The organism is Solwaraspora sp. WMMD406, from assembly GCF_029626025.1.
Taxonomy (GTDB): Bacteria; Actinomycetota; Actinomycetes; order Mycobacteriales; family Micromonosporaceae; genus Micromonospora_E.
The window spans coordinates 2937306-2954289 of record NZ_JARUBF010000001.1; the positions used below are offsets into that span (position 1 = coordinate 2937306).

Here is a 16984-nt window from a genome sequence, read left to right on the forward strand (position 1 = left end):
CCTCAGTGGCACGGTTCACCCAGGAACAACTGGAGGCCGTCGGCCCGGCGGTGGCTCAGTTGATGCGCAAACGGTTCCTGGCTTTGAAGGAAGGTGCTTCCATCGGGGCGGCCGAGGTCGGCAGGCGTCTTCCGCCGTACCTGACGGCCAGCCAGTCGCTGGGCCCGATGGTGACCGTGACCTCCGTCGTGGACTTCGCCGGGGTGACGACCGTGGTAGACGACGGCCTACGGCGGCTGTGGCCGCGGGTCTGGAAGGGACGAAAGGCGCGCGGCCGATGGGCGGAGCAGGTTCGCGCCGAGCTGACGACCGGCATCGACGACTTCCTCGGTATCGGCAAGACCTACCGGGTAGCGCCCGGCACCACGATGCGGGTGAAGGTGACGTTCGACTTCACGAACGCCCGGATCGCCGATGAGAACGAGGGTCGGACCGACGAGAGCGACGTCCAGGCCACCCGCAACGACACCAACTACCGGCAGGCCCAGTCGGCCACCCAGACGGAGAGCCACGGACCATCACCGACGGTGGCACTCAACGGGGTGGGTTTCGCGCAACCCGTCTTCGTCGCGGTCGGCGTCGCGGGTACCGTACCGGTCTCGACCAGCTCCAGCGCGCTGACCAGCGCACAGTCCGCCTATCACCGGGTCAACAGTGGTCCGATCGGCGCGATGGACCTGAGCGGGGTCACCGCCGAGGTGGTGATCGAGTTCATCGACGACAGTGAGACCGTACTGGCCGCGATGCCAACGGTACGGCAGGACGAGCTCGAGCTGTCCGTGTCGAAGAACCTTGCCAAGGCCGACTGGTCCAACCCGGGCGGGACCAGCGTCACACTCTCGGACGACCAGCGGAAGTTGGCGGGAACGTTGAGTTCGCTCGTCGTCGTCTCCGGTGGCCGACCCGCCGCTGGTGGTAGGGCGTCGCAGCTGCTCAACGTACTCACCGGCGCGGTACGCAAGCGGAGCTGGCCGGTGACCAACCAGCTCAACTCCAACCGGCGGCTCCGCCAGACCCTGCAGGCGGCGCTGCGCAGTCCGACCGCCACGGACGGACTGCGCAGCAGATGGGGCTCGGTGGGTCAGCTGGGCATGAAAGCGGACCTCACCGAACTGACGGAGGTCACCGATCTCCACGGTACGGGCAGCGAAACCGCGAAACTCTGGATGTACGACATGAACACCACCGCGCTCGACGCCTCGGGCAGCCGGTCGAAAGGGCTGGAAGTCGCCCCGCTCGTCGCTGTCACCTTCGGACCGGTGCTGGCGTACGCCGAGGTCGCCCTCGGCGCCGGCAACTCCGCCGGGCGTACCCACGCGGTCGAGGCCACCGTGCTCAAGGGCAGAGAGGTGAAGGGTCCACTCAAGCTCTACAAGGCCAAGGTCGAGGTGACCACTGGTGCGGCCAACTCCTGGGGCCCGTTGGTGTTCAGCAGGGGCGGCGGTAATGGCACGGGCCCGGCGACGGTCACCTACGAAGAGGTGTATGTGCTCCTCAGCGAGACCGACGCGACGTTGCTCCTGCGTCCTGCCGGGGACCTGCCCACCCGGACCCCCGCGCCCGTCCTGGCGCCCGAGACGCTACGCGGGGAGCGGGTCGGACACGTCGCCGTAACCGGCTTCACCGCGACGGAGGAGATCGTCAACAGGGTGACCGGATATCTACGCGGACTCCCACTCGGCCGGCTGGTCAACACGATGGACCTTACCGCGGCGTCCGCGCAGCCGGCGAAGGGCCGGTTGTCGTGGAACGGCCGGCAGGCCGCCGGCCATCTGAAGACCCTGTTGACCGAGTTCAGCCCGGCCGCCCTCGCCGGTCAGTACGGCGCGTTGAGCCGGTCGGCGAAGGACCCCGACACGGGAATTCGCCAGCTAGGCACGGGGGTCTCGGCCAGCCTGAAACTGCGCGGTGCGCTCTACAACACCTATGTCCACGTCGAGGTCCACGATCGAGGCGGGCCCGGCTCGACCCAGCCGACGTACTCGCACAGCGTGCTGAAGCCGGTCGGTCCCAGTCGCGGAACCGGACCGCTCGCCGGCGAAGGCCATTTCATCGACTCCGTCGCGACCAGCCTGGAGAGTTCGGCCCAGGACGCCGGCTATCTCGGGTTCAGCCTCGGCGGACGCAACGCCGATCCGGTGCCGGTCGGCGCGGCGCAGACCGCGTTCGGGGCGGAGGCGCAGTTCGTCGTCGGTAGCCGGCGTACGGCCAGCGCCACCACGTCGGCTGACCATGGCACGTTTCTCACCGAGACCGGCGCGGAGGACGTCTTCACCAAGACGATGAACCTGGGCGTCACCGTCACTCACTACACCCGGCCCCGGACCTGGGTGCGTGCCCTGATCCCGGGCCGGTGGGGGAGACACCTGCCCAAGATGGGCAGCACGGAGATCGACATCAACCAATCGCAGGCGCTGCGCCTGTCCGTGCCGAGCGCGTTCCAGGAGAACGATCACCTGACAGCGAGTGTCGGGCAGGCGCTCGATCCGAACACCCCTCGGACCGAGGTGGCCTACACGCGTGACCTCGTCGCGAAGTTCCACGCCGGCCAGGAGCTGGCCGGACCGGCAGCGGGCACGATCGCGGTGCCCGCGACACCGACCATTGCCCGGTGGTGGGGCGGCGGCGAGGTCATCGGTCAGCCGATGTCGCAGGTCGTCCGGGAGAGTCTCACCGCGAACGCCGTCGACTCGCCCAACGAGGTACTGCTGCTACCCGGATCCCAGGCATTGGCCAGGCTGACCGGGCTACTGCGCCGGGACAAGGCGAAGGCGGCGTACCGCCTCTTCACCGACGGCGGCGTCCGGCTCGACCTGCTGCGCTACCCGAGGCGTACCGGGACGCGCCGGGGAACCGTCATCGTCGCCATGCGCGCGGTGGCCCGGCCAGACCCGACCGGACCGAAGCACGACGACGACCCGGTCATCCTGCAGCGGTTGACGGGGATGGGCGGTGAGAAGCCGAACAGGGGCAGCACCAGCGCGTCCAAGGGCAGCCGGTCCTGGCTGCGTCTCAACCTACGGCCACGGGCACTGTTCAACGGGGCGGGCAGCACGACGATGAGCACGGCGCAGACGGCGGACCGCTGGCATACCCGGCTGCAGCTCGGTCCCCGGTGGGCATTCACCTGGCGCAGACGCAGCGACCTCACGGTCAGCGGTGGCATCGAGCGGACCGCGGTCACCCACACCGAACGCAACATGTACCTGGTGAGCGCCAAACTGGAGCAGTTGGTGATCCAGCACTCGGCGGACACCAACACGAACATCCGCGGCAACGAGAGCGTGACGGCGCACCTGTTTCGGGGGCGCAACCGTGTCGAGCTGGTCCTCGACGAGGAGCAGGTGCGCGCGCTGGGCCTGTTGACCGAACTTGACAAGGCCGCGTTCCCGGCACCGTTCCCGGCACCGCCGACGGCGTCCGGTTCCGGGGTGCTCGACGCCGACCCTTCCTCCGCCAAGCCTGAGGAGTGGGTGCCGAGGTTGGCGCCCGCGACAGACGACACGGGCACGCCGTGGAAGTTGGCCGTGCCCGCCACCATGCCGGTGCCCGCGCCGGGACCGCCCGCCGACGCGGCGGTGGCGGCGTTGGGACTCGGACACCTGCTGGACGACATCGACCTGCGCGAGGCGCTCGCCGCGAGGCTGCACGAGGAGGTCGGCAGGTTCACCCTGCCGTCGCTCGGTGAGTTGTTCACCAACGATCAGACCGTGTGGCGGCGGTTGACCACCAACAGGTACCAAGGGCTGCGCAGATACCTCGCCAAGGATCTGCTCGCCGACAAGATGCAGGCGGAGCGGACGCTCACGGCGTTGAGCTCCCCGGCCATCGGGCAGGCGCACCTGGACAACATCCTCGACGGTGGCTGGACGCTGGCCGCCGAGCAGAACTTTGACGGCAGCCGATACGAGTTGAGCCTCTCCGCAGAGGTGGCCGCCGTCGATTTCGAGGACGTGCGGGCCGACCGGGAGACCGAGTACGTCACGGTCGGCAGCCAGGCCACCGGAACGGGGCAGTCGCACAGCCGGAGTAGCGGATTCGACGTGTCGGGCCGATTCGCGCAGGGCCTGCCCGACGACGGGCGGCGGGTGTTCCAGGCGACCGGCGCCGTGTTGGATGGTGTCGTCAACGCCAGCCAGGAGCACTCCGAGCAGGACGAGACCAGCCAGCGGACCGCCACTTACCAGATCACCTACGGGGTGGGGGCCGTCATCAAGGCGAGCGTCGAGTACCGGCTCGTCGTCACGCGCGACGGCGAGGAACTGTTCACCATCCGGCACGACCCCGCCAGACCACCGGAGCAGTCACTGAGCAGGACGATCCGGTACCTCACCCCAGCCGACGACCTGATCGTCGAATCCGAGAGTCAACGCCTGCCGCCGCGGCATACCTCGGCGACCAGACCGGTCGTCGTCAGTCCGGCGCAGTGGCTGGACGTGGCCGCCCTGAAGGCCTGGCGCGACAGTTCATCGTACAAGCTGCCGGCCGACTGGACGCCCACCGGAGGCCTGCTCAACGTCGAGCGGTTCAAGGAGGCTGCGGAACTGGCGTTCCAAAAGGCGGGTATCTCTGCGGATCGGCGCCGTCTGTCCGAGATTCTCACCAAGGAAAGCCTGCAGGGCAACGTGCGCCGGATGACCACCTCCGGTTTCAAGGTTCCCACCAAGGATCCTGGTTGGTGGCTTGGCGGTAGGGCCGTCGACCTCGAGGTGCATGCCAAGGTCGACTACGCCGAGATCGTCAACCTCACGGACTCCGTCCGCCCGGAGTACCTCGCCACGACCAGAACCACCCACACGGCCACCGACAGCTCCGGCGAGAGTGTGGGCTCTGGGCTGACCCTCGGTACCGCCCCCACGGAGACCATCGTGTACGTCAATGACGGCGCAGGCGGATCACCGTTTGCGGGCGACATCGCGCACGGGGACGGCTCGGCCGTGGCGCTTTCCGGCCAGACCGCCGACGTCCCCTACCAGCGCCCGGTTCACCAGCGAAACGCGCTTGTGCCGCTCGCGATGACGTTCCGGATGGTACTGAACGCCGGCCTCTCCAACCCGCCGCAGGTGGTGGTCGAGTTCTCGGCTCCGCTGGCCGAGGTCGCCCGGATGCACCTACCCGCCGCGCTGAGATTGGTGGGTAACCCCGTCGTGCCGGTCGACCTGCATAGCAAGCTCGACGTGAAACGGGCCGCCGAGCTGAAGTTCCAGCAGTCGGAACGCGACGCCTACCTGGCGGTCGGCTCCGTCGAACAGCTAGCCCGCAGCAAGGCGGAGGCACCCCTGCGAACGCTCTTCGACGCCGCCCGCACTGCAGCGCGGAACCTGGCGACGGCAGAGCACGACTACCTGGCGGCCGACCCGGCCGACCCAACCGATCAGGCCGCCAAGCTGGCGCTGTACACGGCGGCCAAGACGGCCAAGGATGCCGCCGACACCGCGCTTCACCAGGGAATACGGGACTGGACCGCGGCAAGCACCGACAACGATGTGGTCAACAAGCGCGCGGTCGCCTACACGGCCCTGGCGAAGGCCGCGCAGGACAAGAAGGCGTGGTTCGTCGCGAAACGCGAGGCCGACGAGCAGATCGTCGACCTGGTCCTGCGTCAGCGAGTCGCGGCGATGACCCGCCACCTCAATCCGGCGACCGCTGACCCGTCGGCCGCGAAGCAGATGTTCGACCTGCTTCCGCAGGAGACAGCCGACCTGCACATCGACGTGCCGGGCACTCCTGGCGTGCCCGCGGGCACCGCCGCACGAAACGCCTGGCTGGCCACGGTCACCGACCCGCTGATCACCGTCACCCCACCCGGTTCGGGAAACCTGCGGCTGACCATTGCCCCCGAGTCTTACCGGCGCTACACGGACCCGGTCACGGGCGTGACCATGGTCGTGCTCGACATCGACAGGCTGAAGGAGTTGGCCGGGGTGGCCGCACCATGAGTTCGGGCGGATTCGCAGGGGAGTGGCCAGGTCTACCCGTTCCCGATGCGGGGTTGCTCGACCTTGCCGACGGCCGCGTTCCGATCGCGACGTGGTGGAGCCCCACCCCGGGCGTTCTGGGCGTGCTGGCACCGGCCGATGAGTCCGACGTCGACGTGCCAGAGCTGGGGGAGCGGATCGCGGCCGATCCCGGATGGAACGGTCGGCCCGTCGTACTGGCCGGGGTCGAACCGGCGGCGGGCTGGTTGGTCCAAGTGCTGGCGGACCAACTGCAGGCACCGGTGATCACCGCCGCCGACCCAGCGGGCACATCCGGCTGGCACGTGGCCCGACCGCGTACGGCAGCCGGCGGGACCCGCCTGCCGTCGTTGCTCACCGGCCGCTACCCGGTGGCAGTGTCGGCTGTGGAATCTGCCACGGCTGACCCCACAGCCATCCCGGTCACGGCCGCGTCAGCACCGCCGTGTCTGGCCAACGCCGAACTGGCGATCCCCGGTGCGGCCGAGTGGGCGACGGCCAGGCTGCCCTCGGAGATCCGCTCTCCGGTCGGAGCCTACGCCGTTCTGCTGGAGCTGGCCGGGGATGCCCGCCGACCGTTCCTCTTCGGCGACGAGCAGGTCACCTGCTGGCAGGCCGCGACCGCGCTGTGGGCCGTACGCGATCACTGGCACGGGCAGGTGCTCGCGCTTCATCCGCCTGCCACGCCGCGCGCGTACGCCCAGATACTGGCGAACTACCTGGGCGTGTCGGTGCGGTACGCCGGACCAGACGCCAGTTGGCCGGTCTGCCAACCCCGCGACGCGGCCGCCGTGCGAAGTGGGGTCGCGGTCCAGCTTGACGCGGCGGCGGCGCCCGAGGACCCGGTGTTCAGCTCCGTCCGGTTCATCACCGACCTGGCCGAGCTCTTCGACGACCCGACCGAGACGCCGGTGACACGGCCTACGGCCACGGTAGTGCCCAGATCGGGTCTCCCGTCCGATGGGCGTGCGGGAGGACCGGTAACCGTGCCCGTTCCGCCGGTGGCTGGCCACGTTGATGGTCGGACAACCACCGAGGTCGCTGTGGCCACCGCGCCGATGGTCACCGCGCTGCCCGAGACCCGCAGTAGCGCCCTGCGGGACCACGCGACCGTCGTCCACGCCGTTGTGCCGAGACGTCCACCGGCCTCCGTACGGCACCTGCCGGTGGACGGCCCGTCGGCGGCGAAGCCCGGCCGGACCGCCATCGCGGACCTGGCCCCGCCGGACGGCCCGGCGGTGCCGCCCCCGCTGCCGGTGCCGCCGTCCGAACCCACTCGTCGGTCTGAGCCGGTCTTGGAGCCTGAGCCCGCGACGACGGCCGACCCGGCCGAAGCCGGTCAGGTGCTGCGGGAGCTGCTTGGCTGGCGATACGACGTCCATGCCCGAGCGGTCTCCCGACTGCTGGCACAGCGACCCGGCATGCGTGACACCAGTGGCCCGGAGGCACTGGTGACCGAGTTGGTGGCGGTCAGCGCGCTGCTGCACCACGATCCGGTGCCGGCGCTGTCAACCGACCGGTCGGCCACCCCGGAGCAGCGGATCTACACTGGGTGTTTCCTGCGCGGCCTCGCGCGGCTGCCAGCGCACTTCGGACCGGTGTACTCGGTGGTCCTTCCGGCTGACCCGAACACGCACATCGACGCGACGGTGTACGCGTCGGGCCGTGTCTTCGTGGAACCGGGCGTGCTGGCCGCTTCGACCGCCTTCCCGTCGATCACCGAGGCGGTCGTGGGGCGGCGTCTGGCGATCTGGTCGTGGTCGGGCCGGCGGGTGGAAGGACTGGCCGAGCGGGCCGCCCGGATGGTGCTCTTCCCGCCAGAGCTTGCTTTCCAGGTGCTGCTCGCGGAGCTGGACGGGACCGGTGCCGGCTGGGTATATCTGCGTGAGCTGCCGTCCGGCACCGGGGCCGGACCGGCGACCGGTGATCACGGCGACAGCAGCTACATCCTTGATCGGCTCCGGAGCGCGACCGGCGGGGAAATCCAGACGAAATGAGGGGTCGTATCCTGGACGCGGCAAACGGATAGCCATGCCGAGCTGTCCGTCAACGGCAGACTGAACACTGGTGAGGCCTGGGTGACGCGGTGGCTGGGGCGACGAAGCGGGGCAGAGCCGGCAGCCCGGGCACGGGAATCGGACGGTGGCCGACGAGCGGGGGAGCAGGGCCGGGCTGCCACGACGTGGGACACCAGCGCGGGTGTGCGTCGGTCGGAACAGCCGAGATCGGAGTGGATAAGCGACGGCGTGCTGCTGGTCGGCCCGGATCCAGGCTGTGCCGTGGCGACGATCGCCACCGACCTTCCGGTCGAACCGGGTGTCGTGACCGTGGTCAGCCTGCTGACCAACGCTCGAGACTGGCGGTGGCTGGCCGAGGCTGTCGCGGCCTCGGCGCCCAAGGGCGTCGCAGTCCGGCTGGCGGTCTCCAACGCCGGCGCACCGCAGGAGGGCGACGGGCAGTCGACCGCGCGACTGCTGGCTGAGCGGCTACGGGCCGATGTGATCGCGCCGGACGGACAGGTGCTGCTGATACCGGGAGGCAGCGCCTTCGTCGTGGCGCCGTCCGGGCAGGGCACGCAGCCGACCGGCGAGTCGGGACGATGGGTGCGGTTCAGTCCGGATGGCACGGTGGTGCCGTTGGGGGCACGGTTTCCGGAGCCGCCATGGGCGCAGGCAGCGGCCCGCCTCATGGGTGACCGGGGTGGCGGGGTGACGGTCGTCGAAGTCCCGGCCGGGCTTTGGGCGTCGACCGGTGGCAATGGCTCCGCGCCACGGTTGGACGATCTGGCGTTCTGCGTCCCGCTCGACGCCGAACTGTGCACGCTCATCGTGGGCTCGGCGGCCGGAACACGCCCCGATCCTGAGGCGGTGGTGTCAGCGCTGGTCGACCTGCCGCCGGCGGCGCGTGATCGGCTGTTGGTGGCACCGTACGGATCAGGTGCCCGGAGTGCGGGTGTTGTGGCTGGCGAACTCGCCCGTCGCTGGGACCGGCCGGTTTACCTGTCCAACGGCATCCCCGCGATCGGTTCGGACGGGGTGCGTCGGACCCTGGTCACCGAGGACGACGGCTCGCCGTTGTGGTGGCCCGCGAGCAGCCGGGTGCGGTGTGGCCCGGAGGGCCCACCGGTTCCTGTCGAGCCAACTCCGCTGTTAGCGGACGTCCCGTCGGTGGCTGACCGGGTGTGGGCGCTGCGCGAACCGTGGCTGGTGGAACAGACCCACTTCGGCTTGTGGATTCGTCATCTGGATGCGCCTGCCAGCGTCGAGCAGGTGGCCCAGATTCCCTGGGATCCGCGGTGGCTCACCGTGGTGGCGGGTGTGCCGGGGCAGCCGTCGGACGGTGTTCGGCCCGTCCTGGCCGGGCTGCTGGGTCGGTTTCCCGAGCAGGTCAAAGCACGGACCCGGGTGGTGTCACCAGAGTTGTTGTCCCGGCTGGCCGGGCCGATCCGGCGGTAGTCGACAACTAGAGCCCCTTCCACGCATCTCCGATGCGACAGCGATCCCTGCTCTAGTGACCGTAATGGCCCTGCGGTAAAGCCGACGCAAACGCTGGATTATATGATTTGAAACAATTATTCGGCTCCGGTGATCTGGTCTGTGTGTTTTGTCGCGTCGTCATGTATGGGTCGTAACGTTTCCGAATTCCGGTGAGTCGTGAATGCGCCAGCTCGTGCGACGAATCAGGTACGCCAAGATCGAGCTAATTTACATATCGGAAACATATATGAATTGATACAGAAACCTCGTGGCCGTCGAGAGTGCTGGTGGCCGAGTGGTGGACTCGTGGTTGTGAGCGAGCTGGATGCGACGGCCCAGGGGTTGGTGCAGTTCTTCTTTGGTGAGCCGTATCCGACGGGTGATCAGCGTGAGCTGCGGGCGTTTGGTCGTGATTTGGTGGGTGCTGCTGGTGATGTGGATGTGTTGGCGGAGTACGCGGTGCGTGTGTTGGCGGCTGCGCGGCGGGCGGGTTCGGGTGCGGCGGTGGATGCTATGGAGCGGACGTTCGGGCAGTACACGTCGAGTCCGCCGGCGTATTTCGATCAGTTGGGGTCGCAGTTGCGGGGGTTGGGGAGGTATTCGCGGGATACGGCGACGTTGGTTGAGTATTTCAAGTGGATGTTGATCGCTGATTTGGTGGAGACGCTGGCGGAGTTTGCTTTCACGGTGGCGTGGAGTTGGTTGTACCCGGGTTTGTTGCCGCAGTTCGCGGCGCGGACGGCGGCGCGGCGGGCGGTGATCGGGCAGGTGCGTCGTCGGTTGGTGGTGGAGTTGGCGAGTGGGGCGGTGGTGGTGCTGGGGATGCAGGTGGCGATGGATGTGTTGGTGCAGAAGTTGCAGTTTTTGACGGGCGGTCGGGATGTGTGGGATGCGTCGTTGACGGAGGCTGCGGCGAAGACGGGTGGGTTGTCGGCGTTGTTCGGGGCGGGTATCGGGTTGGGGCGTGGTGGGTTGGGTCGGGACGGTGGTGGTTTTCTTGGCGACGTTCTGGGTGGCGGAACGAACGAGTTGTTGACCGAGCTCATGCTGACCGGGCAGGTGAACCCGTTCTCGTTCACGGCGGGTGGGGTGGGTGGAGCGTTCGAGGGGTTGGGTGGGCAACTCGGGCCCGCCAACCTACGGCTACCGAGCCGCGCGGCCGACGGCAATGGCGGCGATGGTGGCGATGGTGGCGATGGTGGCGACGGTGATCCGGTGACACCGCCGACCGGCGACCTGGTCGGATCGAGCGAGCCGTCGCTGGTGCGGATTGGTTTCGAGCGGTCTACCGCGCTGGATTCACCACCTGCCCAGGACCGGGCCGGCGGGAGCGGATTTCCGCAGCCGGTCCCGGACCCGACATTGCGCGACCCGGGGCAGGCATCGATGGATACATCGAGCGGATCTCTCATCTCACCACCGTCGGAACCGGCCGGTGCGGACGCGTGGTCGGGCGCGACGCGTCCCCCTGCCCTCGCCGACACGCCGAACGGCACGAGTCCACCGAGTCAGGTGCCCGACCCGGCGGGCCAGTACACGCCCGCCCGGTTCGGCGGTCCGGAGTCGACAAGAGACTGGTCCACCGGCACTGGTTCGGTCGTCACCGGCTCCGCCGTCACCGGCTCCACCGTCACCGGCTCCACCGTCACCGGCTCCGCCGTCACCGGCTCCACCGTCACCGGCTCCACCGTCACCGGCTCCACCGTCACCGGCTCCACCGGCGGCGGCTCCACTAGCGTCGGCTCCACCAGCATCTTCCCGACCGGGGACTCTTCGGCGGCGTCCACGCAGCCAGTGGACCAGATCACCGGTCTGCCCGACGTCGGCGTGGGCGCCGGAACGTCGGCTGCCGAGCCGGGACCGGCCAGCGCCGACTCGGCGTCCCAGGTCGCCGTCGGCGACTCCGGGTCGTTGGACGCCCAGCACCCGCTGGCGGTCAGCACGGCGTCCGGGTCGGGTGTCGTCGACACTCCGGCCAGCGCGGTCGTGACCGGTCCGCAGCAGGAACGATCAGACGGGACCTCGCCGGGCGGAACCACCGCGACGACAGCCACATCAGAAGGAACCAACGGGACGGCACCGGGGACCCGTTCGGCAAGCCCACTCCATACCCCGGCGAAAGCCCCGCAACGGTCGGTCAAGGCCCGGGCGATGAAGGACCCCACGCTGGCGGCTCGGGCGAAGACCACAGTGTTCGGGCCCGCGCGGCAGGTCATGCTGAGTGCGTCGGGTGTCTCGGCGTCGTCGGTGACGGCGGGCGGTGACGGGTGGCTGGTGGATGGTCTGCCGGTGACGTCGACCGTGCTGGACGCAGGGGTGGCCTTCCTGACCGGGGACGAGGCAGCCTGGTTCGTCGAGGGATGGTCTAGTGGACCCGTCGGCAGTGATGGCGTGGTGGCGGTGCACGTACAGGATGGGTTGGCGTGGGTGCCGGTTCAGGCTGGATCGGGGGTGCGGTGGCGGGGGGTGTCGCCGGAACAGCTCGCGGTTCTGATCGGCGGGGCAGTGGCGGGGTCGACGGTGACGTTGGTGGCGTGTGCGTCGGCGGCGCGGGGCGTCGGGGTCGACGGTCGGTCGGTGGAGACGTTCGCGGGGCGGCTCGCGACAGCGCTGGGTCGGGACGTGCTGGCACCGGAGACGGCGGTGTCGGTACGTGCGGATGGTGAGGTGTTCACCGGGGGCGGGGTGTCGTGGCGGTTGTTCACCCCGGGTGATCCGGACGGCGACGGGTGGGACGTCGTCAACGACGGAGTGGACGGCGAGGTGCCGTTCCTGACAGTCGTGGCTCGGCCCGTACCCGAATCGGAACCGGTCTCCTCCGCGCAGGGCGACCCGCGACCGCGCCTGGTGACGCTGAGCTCGGTGCCGACGGTGGCCCCGGACCTCACCACTGGCGACGACTCCGCGCCGACCCAGGCGGCCGTGGGAACGGCCGAGACCGTGGAGGTGGCCGCGACGGCCGCGATCGTGGAGGCAGTCGAGACGACCGAGACGACCGAGACTAGGGAGACCATCCAGCGGACCGAGACGGTCGGGACGTTACACGCGGTCGAGACGGTCGGGACGCTACACGCGGTCGAGACGGTGATCCTCGACACCAGAGATGCTGACGAGGTCACCGACGACGTCATGGAATTCGCGGTGACCGTACCGGCGGCGGCTCAGACCGGCACCATGGTAGAGCCGGCGTCGACGGATCACACATCGGAACAGGCGGACCCCGAGGACGTCGTGACGGCGGCGGTGCGGCAGGTGCGGGACGCCCCGCAGCGGTCCGGTGGGCGGGCGTGGTCGATCGAACACCGTGCCGCCGACCAGACGGTCGTCTTCCGAAGCGGGTCGAAGACGGTCGCCGTCGCCATCGACCTGTCCACCCCCGTGCTGACGCCGACCGCGGTCACCCTGATCGAGCCGGGCCGCCGGCAACCTACCCTCCGGATGCCTCCCGGCGCGACGGCACACGAGATCGCCACGGCCCTCGTACGGGTCGGCACCGAAATCGCCCGAACCGGTAAGACCACGATCCATCGCGTGGGCCGGACGCAGCTGCATCGAGGGAGCAGACATCAGGATGGCACCGACACCAGCGGCCGCCCCCGCCTGCTCGGCTCGGCTGATCACGCCCTGCTGGCCGGGGTGGCGCATTCCCTGCACCACCTGGCCAGGTCGTCCCACGCACAGGACGCGGCCAAGCCGGCCACCCAACTGATGGCCGGGCTCACGGCTCTCGGCGCGCTGCCGGACCAGCCCGGCGGGCCACGGCGGGCCTGGGCACTGCGGCGACTGCTGGGCAGCCTACCGTCGGTGACCCCGCCTGCCGGACACGACGACACCAGTCCTTCCGTTGGCGACCTGCTCATGGCCAGGCTCTTCGACACCAGGTCGGAGCGGTCGGAGAAGGAGACACTGGAGTCGGTCGCCAACGCCGCGAGTCGGTACCGGTTTCACTCGACCCTGGTGCGGGGCGTCCAGCTGCAACCGAAGGACAAGAACGACCCGGCGGGCGTGAACCTGCTCCTGGTGGCGAAACGACCAGAGCCGGATGGGCCGCTGACCGACGCCGACATCAGCCGGTACGTGGTCAGCGTGGTCGCCGCCGCCGCGAGCGACCCGCCGCACCTGCCCAGTCGACGGGCGGTGTGGCTGGTGGGCGCCGGGACCGGCCGGGTCGTCACGGTACGTCGCGACGCCAGCAAACTCGCGATCGAAGTGGACCTCGCCGGCGTGATCGCCGAGCTGACCACCGGTCACCCCGAGATCGGGCTCGCCGAGCAGTACCGCACCCTGATGCGGCACTTCCGGCAACGCAGTGCGTTGTCGCGGACGGGCAGTGACCTCACCCGGCGGCTCTTCGGCCGGAACCGACACCTCACGACGGGTCAGATCACCCTGATGTCGGTCACCTTCCGGTCCACGCTGCGGTTGCAGACCATCGACGAGCAGGTGTCGGCCCGAGCTCTGGACCGGATCGAGAAGGGGCTGCGCGAGATCGCGCGGCTGCCTGCCGAATCGGCCAACCCGACGATCATGGAGGCGGTACGGTCGGCGCTGCACGAGACACCGCAACCGGTCCGCCGTCCCGTCTCGGGTCAGGCGTCGTTGGGGCTGCACCTCGCACGACGCGGCACGAGCGCGATCGCCTCCGTGGCGTACACGATGGCATCGAGCACCTTGGCCGAGCGGGCACCCTATCTGACGTACGCCAGCGTGGCGGCGACGGTCGGTCAGCAGGGCGTCCAGTCGGTCTCCGACGCCAGCTCCAGCGCGATGACCACCGCCGGACCGCCGAAGTCGGTGCTGTCCACGCCAGCGGAGCTCGCGAAAAAGCCAGCGCTCAAGCTGCTCGAACCACCCCACTACGGCTACGGCGGGCCGCAGTTGGTGAAGCGATCGCCAGCCGGAATCGCCCAGTCCTCAGTGAACGCTCTGGTGCTCGGCCTGGCGGGCGGCCCGAGTGTCGGCCTGGTGCCCGTCTACGGCGGAGGCGTCACCGTCGGGTCCAACCTCGCGCAGGCGTTCGCCGACTACATCTACGACCGGTCCGAGGCAGAAGCGAAGGACCGGCGTCAGCGGCTGGCGAAGCTCAGCCCGGACCACTTCCGCAACATCGGGGTGGCGGGCGTCTACTACCGGCTACGCGAGCTGGTCGGCCGGCTCGGACCGAAGCCGGTCGTCGACGATCTGTCGCAGCCACTGGTCGCGGCCGACACCGCGCTCGCGCAGCACCTGACGGAAGCCAGGAGAGATCTGGCGCTGATCAGGGACGCGCTCAAGGACGAAGTCGACGCGCGGGTCGCCGACATGACGGCCAGACGGCGGCCGATGAACCGGAAGAAGGGGCAGCAATCCGGCACCACCTACGACCCGGTGGCCCGGGGGATCCCGCTAGGAGCGCCACTGGCCTGGCACAACGCGGTACGGGTCGGGAGTCAGCAGACCGCTTCGACGGTACCCTCGCTGGCGCTGGCCGTGATCGGCAACTCCGCGATCGAACTGGCCACCGTCAACCTGGGTGCCGGCGCCGGATACGGGCTCGCGTACGGCGCCGGCTGGAGCCTGCTGAAGCCGCACGAGTTCGCGGACGCGGCGACGGTCGCCGCCTGGGATGCCTGGTACCAGGCGGCGAGATCAGTCGAAATGATCGACTACCTGCTCGGAACGGCCGCCGACCCGCCAGCGGACCCGCTCGCGACGATCGACCCCAGGGGTTGGAGTGGTCTGCGCTGGCTCATGCCCGACACAGCCGACATCCTGACCCAGCGGCGGGCCAACAAGGTCAGCGAACGGCCGGAGGAGGTCTCCGCCACGCTGCAACTGCTCTACAAGCACGTCCCGGCGGGGGTGTCCAAGCTCGCGGCCGGCGGCGCGCTGGTCGCGGCGACCGGCACGACCGGCGGCACCGCCGCCTTCATCCTGCTCGGCGGTGTCGTCGTCACCGCCGGCCTCGCACTGGGCGAAAACGCGCTACGGGTCGTCGCGGCGACCTACGCCCAGCGGGCGGCGAACACGGCGGCCAGCGCCGAAGCCGCCGCCCTGGCCCAGACGACCGACGAGTTCGTGCGGGTGATCAAAGAGCTCGCACAGGAGACGCTGACCTTCCAGAACCTGATCGCACCGGTGCCGGTGCCCGTTCCACGTACCTGGACCGGCTACGTCACGGACGAGAAGGCCAAGGTGGGCCGAGCCGCGCGCCGGTTCGTCGACCGTCTGAGCACGGTCCCCACCAACGGGAGACCACCGCGGGCGTTGTCGCGAGGTCCGGTGCCGGCCGACACCCTTCAGCTGACCGGCGCCGACCTGACCGAGGTCGACAGGCTGTACGAGCTGGTCGAGGAGTACGACAACGCCGCCCACCCGGACCACAACGCTCATCCGTTCCATCTGAGCCCGGCGCAGCTCACCTCGCGCGACTCGGACCCCATCTCCGACGCGCTGCTGATCGCGCTCGACGACCTCGGTCTGCGCAAGCAGCAGTCCGGCAGCGACGAACGGTGGGCGGCAGTCAGGACCTCGATGCTGGCCCGGCACGGCATCGACCTCGACACGCGCCCACCGGTGGGGCCACGGCTGGCGCAGTTGCGCGACGTCACATACGACCCGAAGGCGGTCGCGCCGCAGGCCGGGACCCTGGCGGCGAAACTCGCCGAGCATCGCGGCTCCGACACGCTCACCGACAGGCTGTGGGCGGCGGTCGCCCAACCGAGTGTGGCCGGTACCGGACACCGGTTCGACGTTCAGGCCGGCGGTCGCGTCATCGTCCACCCGGGGACCGGTCGCCCGTACACGATCGTGGTCAGCGCCGGGCCGGTGGGCACGCGGGCCGCCGCCGAGCTGGACTCGACCGGTACCGGCACCGACCGTGCGCCGTACCGGGTGACGGTCCCCGCCGCGACCCTCGACGATCCCGAGCTGCTCGCCACGACGCTGACCTGGGCGATCGGAATGGTCCCACAGATGGCTGGGCAGACCATCCAGACCGGGCAGCCGGCGTTTCCCGACGTCCATGTGCTGCCCCGGCCGGTGGCCGGTTCGCAGCCCGCCGATACGGCGTTCCAACAGGTGGCATCGGGTGTCAACCTGCCGGCGGTGGACGAGGGGGACGACCGGCGGCACGAGACGGTCACTGTCGCGGCCACGCCCGGCACGCTCGTGGTGCACGCGCGGATGACCGCTGGCCTGCTCGACATCGACGGCGAGCTACTCGACGTCGCGCGGTTCGCCGACCGGCTGCGCGCCTCGAGCCGGCTGACCGGTACGAGCCGGCTGGTGCTGGCCGTCGGCCAGGCGGGAGCCGGCGGCCGGAACTCGTTCGCGGAGCACCTCGCGCTGCGGTTGGGTATCCCGGTCGTCGCCCCGACCCGGGACGTGTGGCCGAGCCAGGGACGGCTGTTCTCGTACTCGCTGTCATCCGGCGACGAGGCCGGTCCGTCGCACCGCGCGGGGCAATGGCAGGTGCACGATCCGGACTACGACTCGCCGCAGACGGTGCCGTCGCTCGCGGCGGACGACCCGCTGAACGCGCTGCTGGTGAGCGGCATGCCGTGAGCGCGA

The 16984-nt window shown here is 69.7% G+C and carries 4 protein-coding genes; all 4 read left to right on the forward strand.

The window, feature by feature from the left end:
- Nucleotides 1-5: 5 nt before the first annotated feature.
- Nucleotides 6-5939: a hypothetical protein gene (locus O7632_RS13295; protein WP_278114449.1), complete on the forward strand. Its 5934-nt coding sequence runs from the start codon at nucleotides 6-8 to the stop codon at nucleotides 5937-5939.
- Nucleotides 5936-7954, forward strand: coding sequence for a hypothetical protein (locus O7632_RS13300; RefSeq protein WP_278114450.1), 2019 nt, complete (start codon nucleotides 5936-5938; stop codon nucleotides 7952-7954). The genes O7632_RS13295 and O7632_RS13300 overlap by 4 nt, the downstream gene beginning before the upstream one ends.
- 249 nt (nucleotides 7955-8203) lie before the next feature.
- On the forward strand, nucleotides 8204-9412 hold the full coding sequence (locus tag O7632_RS13305; protein WP_278114452.1) for a hypothetical protein: 1209 nt from the start codon (nucleotides 8204-8206) through the stop codon (nucleotides 9410-9412).
- A 333-nt stretch (nucleotides 9413-9745) separates the two neighbouring features.
- Nucleotides 9746-16978, forward strand: a complete 7233-nt coding sequence (locus O7632_RS13310; RefSeq protein ID WP_278114454.1) for a hypothetical protein — start codon at nucleotides 9746-9748, stop codon at nucleotides 16976-16978.
- The last annotated feature ends 6 nt before the right edge of the window (nucleotides 16979-16984 follow it).